The sequence below is a fragment of the Peterkaempfera griseoplana genome, assembly GCF_001418575.1.
GTDB classification, from domain to species: domain Bacteria; phylum Actinomycetota; class Actinomycetes; order Streptomycetales; family Streptomycetaceae; genus Peterkaempfera; species Peterkaempfera griseoplana.
In genome coordinates this window covers 1-8276 of the sequence record NZ_LIQR01000214.1, presented here as the reverse complement: position 1 = coordinate 8276, position 8276 = coordinate 1, and the positions used below count along the sequence as shown (strand labels likewise).

Genomic DNA, 8276 nt, shown 5'->3' with positions numbered 1-8276 from the left:
TGGGCGGCGGTGTGCTCCACCGGCCGTCCCAGGACGTCCGGCAGGTCCTCCCCGGTGAGGCGGTGGCCGAGGTGCTCCGCGACCTCGACGGCGGCCTGCCACCAGAGGTCCTCGGTGTCGACGAGGGTTCCGTCCATGTCGAAGAGGACGGCGGCGGGCAGGGCGGTTGCGGTGGGGGGCCGGTGCACGAGACGGGGTCCTTGCAGAGAGGGTGGGGTGGTGGGTCGGTACGGGAGCCGGCGGCGGCTCCGGCAAGCAGGATGGCAGGGGCTGCGGGGTTGTGGACATACCGCGTCGCAGGAGCCGGGCGCCGCACCCGCCCCCTCCCGCGGGGGCGAGAGGGGGCGGCGGGTCTCAGGCGCGCCGGTCGACCAGGACCGGGCGGTCCGGGAGGACGGCCGTGACGGCGGTGCCGGCCGGGAGCACCGCGGCTTGCTCGGTGCTCAGATCGGCCTTGACCTCGGTGCCGTCGGCCAGGCGCAGCGTCAGGCGGGTGACCGCGCCGAGGAAGGAGGTGGCGGTGACGCGGGCGGTCCCCCGGTCGTCGGCGGTCACCTGGACGGCCTCGGGCCGTACCAGGACCTCGATCGCCCCGTCGGCGGGGATGTCTCCGTCCGCCGGCAGCCTGCGGCCGAGCACCTCCACCAGGCCGTCCCCGGTACGGAGCGCGGGGATGCGGCTCATGGTGCCGACGAACTCGGCGACGAAGGCGGTCGCCGGCCGCGCATACAGCTCCGCCGGGGCGGCGCACTGCTCCAGCCGTCCCGCGCGCAGCACCGCGACCCGGTCCGCCATCGACAGCGCCTCCTCCTGGTCGTGGGTGACGAAGAGGGTGGTGATTCCCAGCTCCTGCTGGAGCCGGCGGATCTCCTCGCGGAGCGTCAGCCGTACCTTGGCGTCCAGCGCCGACAGCGGTTCGTCCAGCAGCAGCACCCGCGGCCGCAGTGCGAGCGCCCGGGCGAGGGCGATGCGCTGCTGCTGACCGCCGGACATCTGGTGCGGATAGCGGTCGGCGAGCTGCGGCAGCCCCACCAGGGCCAGCAGTTCGGCGGCGCGCGCCCGCCGCTCGGCCCGGCCGGTGCCGCGCACCTTCAGCCCGAAGGCCACGTTGTCGGCGGCCGTCAGGTGGGGGAAGAGGCTGTACGACTGGAAGACCATGCCCGCGTCGCGCCGGTGCGCCGGCACCGGGGTGACGTCCTTGCCGTCGACCAGCACTTCGCCCGAGTCGGGGTGCTCGAAGCCCGCCAGCATCCGCAGCGCGGTGGTCTTGCCGCAGCCCGAGGGGCCCAGCAGGGCCAGCAGCTCTCCCGGTCGCGCGGTCAGGTTCAGTCCGTCCAGGGCGGTGGTGGCGCCGAAGGACCGGCGCAGGCCGCGGAACTCCACGGTTGCGCCGCCCGCCTCGCGGACGGCGGGGGCTTCGACGGCGGTGGCGGTCACGGGATCTCCTGGGCGGTGGGAGCCGGCGCTGCGGCGCTGCGGCGGGGGGTGCGGGACGGGCGGCCGCGTCCGGCGGCGGCGAGGATCAGCAGCAGCGCCCAGGTGAGGAGGAGGCTGAGCACGGAGACGGCCACCGAGGTCTGGGCCTGGCTGTTGCCGATGCTGTAGATCCACACGGCGAAGGGCATGTACCCGAGGATCGAGGCGACGGTGAACTCTCCGAGCACCAGGGCCAGGGTGAGGAACGCAGTGTTCAGCAGGGCGCCCCGCAGGTTGGGCAGGACCACCTGGACGACGGCCCGCGGCCAGTTGGCGCCGCAGCTGCGTGCGGCCTCCACCAGGGTGGCGAGGTCCAGCGCGCGCAGTCCCGAGTCCAGGGTCCGGTAGGCGAGCGGCAGCGCCATCAGGACGTACGCCAGCACCAGCACCACGGGGAAGCCGGGGTCCTGGATGGCGTTGATGGTCTGGAAGAACGGGGTGTGCGACAGGTGGTCCGGCCCCCATCGCAGGACCGAGTTGATGCCCGCGGTCAGCGCGACCGCGGGAACGACCAGCGGCAGGGAGCAGACGATCTCCACCAGGGCGCGCAACCGGGGGGCGGTGAGCCGTACCGCGACCAGGGCGGGGACGAGCAGCAGCAGGACGGCTGCGACGGTCGCCGCAGCGAGTTCCAGGGTGAGCCGGAGGCTGGAGGCGAAGCCCTCGGTGCCGACGATGCCGGTGTAGGCGCCCAGGGTGAGGCCCTCGCCCGGCACATCCACAGTGAAGATCACCGAGAGGAGCATCGGCCCCAGGAAGTACAGCCCGGCGATCAGGGCGACCGCGCCGCGCCAGAACTGCGGCCGGCGGCGGCGCCGGGTCTCGGTCAGCGCAGCCATCGGGCACTCCTCCGCTGCAGCGGGACGTAGACGGCCATCACCAGGCCGGCGATCACGATCATGTCCAGGCTGAGGGCCAGCGCCACATTGCCCTGGCCGACCAGGACGTTGCCGGAGAGCGCGTCGGCGATCTGCAGCGTGATCAGCGGCACCGAGCTGCCCACCATGGCGGCTGCGGTGGCATAGGCGGCGAAGGCGCTGCCGAAGAGCAGCACGAAGCCGCCCAGCAGTGAGGGCGTCAGGATCGGCAGGGCGACGTGCCGCCAGTACTGCGCGGTCGTGGCGCCGTTGTTCTGTGCGGCCTCCCGCCACTGCTTGCGCAGCCCCTCCAGGGCCGGGGTGATGGTGAGCACCATCAGCGGCACCAGGAAGTAGAGGTAGACCAGGGTCAGGCCGGAGAAGGTGTACAGGCTCCAGCCGTGGTCGCTGAGGTGCAGCCGGCGGGTCAGTTCTCCGGCGTTGCCGAGGGTGGCGACGAAGGCGAAGGCCAGCGGGACGCCGCCGAAGTTGGCGAGCACGCCGGAGGCCGCCAGCACCGCCTCGCGCAGCGCCCGGAAGCGGGAGGTGGTGACCGCGTGCGCCAGGGGCAGACCCAGCACCACGCCGATGAAGGCGGTGAGCGCGGAAAGCTTGACGCTGCCGACGAGCGCGGTGAGATAGGCGCCGTGCACCGACGAGGACAGGTTGGCCGTCGTCCACTGGGCGCCGCCGGGGGCGTCCGCGCTGGTGGTGAACGCGCCGAGGGCGATCGCGACGGCCGGGAGGCCGAAGACGACGGCGACGAAGAGGAGCAGCGGCAGGACGGCGAGCCAGCCGGCCGCGCGGGGGCGGCCGCCGCGGGCGGCCGGCCTGGTGTGTGGGGGCGCGACTGCGGCCCCCGCACCGCCGGCACCCTCGGGAGAGGGGCCGGCGGTGGGGGACGGCGTCGCGGCGGGAGCCGTGGTCATCGCGCTGATCAGCCGGAGACGGCCTTGGACCAGCCCTCGGTGACGACCTTCTTGGCCGCGTCCACCTGGGCGTCGGTGGGGAAGGTGAAGCTGCCGGAGACCGCGGGCAGCGCGGCGGCGGCCGCGGTGTCCAGGGTGCCGGCCTGCTTCATGGCGTCCATCAGCACGGGGCGGGCGAAGCCCTTGAGGAACAGGTTCTGGCCCTCGGCGCTGTAGAGGTACTCCTGCCACAGGCGGGCGGCGGCCGGGTGCGGCGCCCACTTGTTGATGGCCTGGTTGTAGTACTGGGCGTACAGGCCGTCGGACGGGACGCTGACCTTCCAGTCCAGGCCCTTGGACTTGAACTCGGTGGCGTAGCTGGCGTTGAGGTAGTCCCAGTCGATGCTGATCGGCGTCTCGCCCTTCTCGACGGTCGCCGGGGTGGACTCCACCGGGTTGTAGTTGCCGCTCTTCTTCAGCTTGGAGAAGAAGTCGAGGCCGGGCTGGACGTTGTCCAGGCTGCCGCCGTTGGCGAGCGCCGAGGCGTAGAAGCCGCCGAAGGCGGAGCCCGACTTGGTGGGGTTGCCGTTCATCGCGACCTGGCCCTTGTACTCGGGCTTGAGCAGGTCGGCGAAGGTGGTCGGGCAGTTCTTGACCCGCTTGGCGTCGCAGCCGATGGAGATGTAGCCGCCGTAGTCGTTGTAGCGCAGACCCTGGGCGTCCTTCTGGCCGGCCGGGATCTTGTCGAAGTCGACGACCTTGTAGGGGGCGAGGAGGCCCTGCTGGGCGGCGGAGGTCGCGAAGGCGCTGCCGAGGTCCACCACGTCGGGGGCGCGGTCCTGGCCCTTGCGGGAGGTGATGGCGTTGATCTCGTCCTGGCTGGAACCGTCGGGGTTCTCGTCCTCGATGGTGATGCCGTACTTCTTCTGGAAGCCGTCGATGATCTCGCCGTAGTTGGCCCAGTCCCGCGGGAGGGTGATGACGTGCAGCTTCCCCTCCTTCTTGGCCGCGGCGACGAGTGCGTCCATGCCGCCGAAGTCGGCTGCGGAGGTGGCGGTCGCCGCGCTCTTGCCACCGTCGGCGGAGGTGGTGGTGGTGCTGGGGGCGGAGCCGCAGGCGGAGAGGGAGAGCGCAGCGGCGGTGAGACCGACGGCCAGGGCGGCGGCGCGGGCACGGTGGACAGTCACGGATTTTCTCCTGGAGAGACGGCGGGGCCCGCGGCAGGCGCTGGGCCCCGTCGGGAGGTGCATGGGTTGGCTGTACAACTCGACCCCAGTACTACGGACGGGGATGACCGAAAGGTGAACAGCCCGGCGAGAACCGGCGGACGTTGCCGTAACGCCGCGCTTCCCGGCCGCCCGGCGGGTGCCCGCGCGGCCACCCGCCGGGCGGCCGGCGGACGACCAGCGGATAGGGTCGCCGGGACGGCCGTGCCCTCCGGCGCGGCGACACAGCCGCCAGGAGGGACGTTGCAGGACGACGGGGCGCGACCGGTCGGGGCCGGCGGCACGCTGTACCGCCGGGTGGCGGCCGACCTCCGCGAGGCCATCACGGCCGGGTCCTACGGCTCCGGCGGCAGACTCCCGGCCGAGGGGGCCCTGGCGAAGCACTACGGCGTCTCCCGCGGCACCATCCGGCAGGCCCTCGCCGTACTGCGCTCCGACGGCCTGGTCACCTCTCGCCGCGGCACCCGCCGTGTGGTGCTGGGCACCGCACGGGTGCAAAGCTTCTCGGAACTGCTCAGTTTCACCAGCTGGGCGCGGTCGGTGGGCGAGGAGCCCGGCGGCGCCATGGAGTCGCTGGCACGGCGCCCGGCGGACGAGCGGGAGTGCGAGCAGCTGCGCCTGGAGCCCGGTAGCGAGGTGTATGTGACGCTGCGTCTGCGCACCCTCTCCGGCCGGCCGGTGATGATCGAACGCACCGTGTACCCGCCCAGGGTCGGCGAGGTGGTGGCGCAACTGCCGGCGGACGCCGTGTCGCACACCGAGCTGCTCCTCGAGCACGGCATCGTCTTCTCGGACGCCGACCACACCATCGACCTGGTCCATGCGGACACCGACGACTCCAGGCTCCTGGGCTGCGCGGCCGGCGAGGCGTTGCTGCGGGAGCGCCGTCGCTCGACCGACCCGGCGGGTGTGCCCGTGGAGTTGTCCGAGGACCGTTATCTGCCGGGTACCGTCGCCTTCACCGTGCACAACTCCCTTGCAGCGTCGGCTCTCTCGCGCAGGCACCACCCGGTACCGGAGCAGCACCCAGCAGAGCAGCACGCAGCGGACCGGCGCATACCGGAGCAGCACGCAGCGGACCAGCAGGCGCCGGGTGCCGCGGAGGGGTGACCCAGCCCCCGCGGCACGGCCGGGTACGCCGCGACGTACCCGGCCGCTCCCCGGGCTCAGCGGCGCAGCAGCGCGGTGAGCAGGGGCCGGAAGTGCTCGAAGTCCGGGGCTGTGGCCTCGGCGTCCTTCGCCTGCTCGTCCCAGCGGCGTACGGCGACGGCGTCGGCCGCGCCCGGCAGCGCGGCGAAGGCGGCCGCCTCCGTCTCGTCCATCGGGCCGCCCTGCACCTGGAGGGTGTACTCGGAGGCCTCGGAGAGCCGGGCGCGGTACCCCGGCTCCACGGCACACAGATAGCGCTTGGCGGCCACGTGCAGCCGTACCGGTTCGGTGACCTCCGGGCCGAACCAGCGGGCCAGCAGGTCGGCGCCGGTGTGGCTGTGCCGGTTGTCGGTGCCGGACATCAGCTCCCGGCCGCTGACCGGGCCCTGGAAGTGGCCGATGTCGTGCAGCAGGGCGGCCGCCACCAGGTGCGCCGGGGCGCCCGCGGCCTCGGCGAGCGCGCCGGCCTGGAGCATGTGCTGGGCGATGGTGACGGGCTCCCCGAGGTACTCGGCGGCTCCGGGGCCGGCGAGGAGTTCGGCCAGTTCGTCCAGTCCGTGCAGTTCGTCCAGAGCGGCGCCGCGGCGCAGTACGGCCAGGGTGCCGGCGAGCCCGTCCAGGTCGGCGTAGCAGCCCTGGAGGTGGCGGGCTCCGCTCTGCTCGAAGGCGGTACGGGCGTGCAGCAGCCGGGTGTTGTCGAAGACCAGGCAGTCTCCGGGGGCCAGCCGGAAGTCCAGTTGCAGCCCGGGGCGGAGCAGCAGTTCGGCGAAGGTGCGGTAGGCCGTGTAGAAGGCGTCCAGTTCGGCGGCCGGGAGACGCAGGGTGCCGATGGACCGGTTGTTGAAGCGCACCTCGCGGATCCGGCCCAGGGGGTCGGTGCCGATCAGCGGCCGCAGGGCGGTCAGCTCGGTGCGGGCGTCGCGGTAGACGAACGGCACGGGGGTGCGGGTGAGTACAGCGAACGCCTCCGGGTCCTCCTCGCGCAGCAGCGCGGCGGCCTGGAAGCCGTCGACCAGCCCGGAGTCGCCGCCCTCGGCGGCGTTGCTGAGGCAGTGCAACAGCTGGACGGTCGGGACGGGGTCGCGGTAGGGGTTGTCGGTGTGGGGGGTGATGCGTGCCGCGGAGAAGGCGAGGTTGTCGGGGTTCGGCTCCACCCGGACGTCGAAGAGCCTGCCGTAGTTGGTCTCCCGGACGAAGCCGAAGGTCTCCGCGACGGCCAGCACCTGGCCCTCCTCGGTGGGGACGGCGCGCAGCAGGGCGAAGCCGAGCCGCTGCACGGCCTGCAGGATCCGGGCGCGCTCTGCGGGGACGGCCAGGTACGTCGCCCAGTCGGCCTGCGGCAGCGCTCCGGCGAGGTCGGCGGCCCGCCACAGCTGCTTGCCCGCCTCGCTGCGGGGGTCCGGCTCTGCCGTCCCGCCGGGCCGGTGGGCGAGCAGCCACTGCGCGGGGTAGCGGGAGCGGTGGCCGTCCGGGGACCAGACGACCTCCGTCACGGCTGCTCCGTCGTCCTCCCTCGGAGTGGCGGAGGCGACGGCGAGTTCTCGCGGCAGGTCGGTGATCTGGAAGAGCTTCTGGCCGCTGTGCGGGTCGCGGCACTCGGGGCACGGGCAGTTGTCCCGAAGCCACATGGGGGGCAGCGCGCCGATCAGGACGGTGGGCTCGTCGGTGGCGGGCTCGTCGGTGGCGGGCTCGTCGGCGGGGGTTGCGGCGCTGGACACGGCCGGCATGGTCGTCCTCCGGGATGGTGCGGGGTACAAAGTTGTACAGCCAACTTTTTCCGCGCCCGATGTCCGCACGGCGATCACAGCGGCACGGAGAGGTGAAGCTGCGGCGTCCGCACCGCGCCGGCCGCCGCCACCGCCCCGCGGGTGACCGCGGGGCCGGGCCCGGCCGCCACCGCGGGTGTGGTGACGGCGCGGGCCGGATGCTTCCGTTCTGACGAACATTCAGCTCGTGGCTCGTCCTGCTCACGGGCGTGACGGTTACGTAGGGTTATGATCGGGACGGCCGCCGAGCAGAGGTGCACGACCTGATGTGCCGGCCACTTCCTGCTCCGAAGTGATGGCGTGCCTCACTCGACGTCCGTCCGCAGGCCGGACGCCTCGTCACTCGGGCGGGCTCGTACGGGCGACCCGGGCCGAAGGGCGGGGTACGGCGACCTGTCTGCTGACCCGAACAGTAAGGCCCCGCAGGTGTGGCACAAGGCAGACCGCGACGCTCGTACCCGCCCGTGGGTCACCTCCGGCGCAGCTCTGGGCTGCACCGGCCTGCTGGCATGCCTGTGGTGGGCGGCACCGGCGCTGAGCCCCGGAGGCGGCGGGCCCGAAGAGAGGAGCGCGGACGGCCGCGGCCAGGCCGTGATGGCGACTCCTGACAGGGATCGCCCCGTGGTCGACCTCAGTATGCGGCTCGCGCCGGACCTCGGGAGCGCCACCGGAAGAGAAACCATTCTCTTCACCCCCGACGCGCGGGTCTGCCGGGTGGTGCTGCGCCTGTGGGCCAACGCTCCCTCCGTCGCGGGCAACGGCTCCCGGATGACGCTGGACCGGGTCACGGTGGACGGCGTCGGCCGCCCCGTGCGGATGCGCTCCGCCGGGGCGGAGCAGGGCACCGCGGGAACACTTGCGGAGGTGCCGTTGAGGACGTGCCGGCCGGCCGGC

General features: G+C 73.2%; 8 protein-coding genes. 2 read left to right on the top strand and 6 right to left on the bottom strand.

The window, feature by feature from the left end; genetic code table 11:
• The 5 genes from AOK09_RS17115 to AOK09_RS17095 form a co-directional block, all read right to left on the bottom strand.
• Positions 1-188: HAD hydrolase-like protein (locus tag AOK09_RS17115; protein WP_407675410.1), on the bottom strand; the 188-nt coding region annotated here is incomplete at its 3' end.
• 166 nt (positions 189-354) lie between these two features.
• On the bottom strand, positions 355-1437 hold the full coding sequence (locus tag AOK09_RS17110; protein ID WP_055588078.1) for an ABC transporter ATP-binding protein: 1083 nt from the start codon (positions 1435-1437) through the stop codon (positions 355-357).
• A complete protein-coding gene (locus AOK09_RS17105; protein ID WP_055588077.1) occupies positions 1434-2315 on the bottom strand; it encodes an ABC transporter permease in 882 nt (293 codons plus the stop codon). The genes AOK09_RS17110 and AOK09_RS17105 overlap by 4 nt, the downstream gene beginning before the upstream one ends.
• Positions 2303-3262, bottom strand: a complete 960-nt coding sequence (locus tag AOK09_RS17100) for an ABC transporter permease (RefSeq protein ID WP_055588076.1) — start codon at positions 3260-3262, stop codon at positions 2303-2305. Before AOK09_RS17100 ends, AOK09_RS17105 begins: the two co-directional genes overlap by 13 nt.
• A gap of 8 nt (positions 3263-3270) precedes the next feature.
• Positions 3271-4428, bottom strand: coding sequence for an ABC transporter substrate-binding protein (locus AOK09_RS17095; RefSeq protein ID WP_055588075.1), 1158 nt, complete (start codon positions 4426-4428; stop codon positions 3271-3273).
• Between the two features lie 282 nt (positions 4429-4710).
• Here AOK09_RS17095 and AOK09_RS17090 point away from each other — a divergent pair, with 282 nt between their 5' ends.
• Positions 4711-5577, top strand: coding sequence for a GntR family transcriptional regulator (locus tag AOK09_RS17090; RefSeq protein WP_079063140.1), 867 nt, complete (start codon positions 4711-4713; stop codon positions 5575-5577).
• 56 nt (positions 5578-5633) lie between these two features.
• Here the strand turns inward: AOK09_RS17090 and tmpA are convergent, their stop codons facing one another.
• Positions 5634-7334, bottom strand: coding sequence for a 2-trimethylaminoethylphosphonate dioxygenase (gene tmpA / locus AOK09_RS17085; protein WP_245687329.1), 1701 nt, complete (start codon positions 7332-7334; stop codon positions 5634-5636).
• A 669-nt stretch (positions 7335-8003) separates the two neighbouring features.
• On the opposite strand from tmpA, the gene AOK09_RS17080 reads away from it, so the two are divergent.
• The coding region (locus AOK09_RS17080; RefSeq protein ID WP_217698442.1) for a hypothetical protein at positions 8004-8276 on the top strand (273 nt) is incomplete at its 3' end.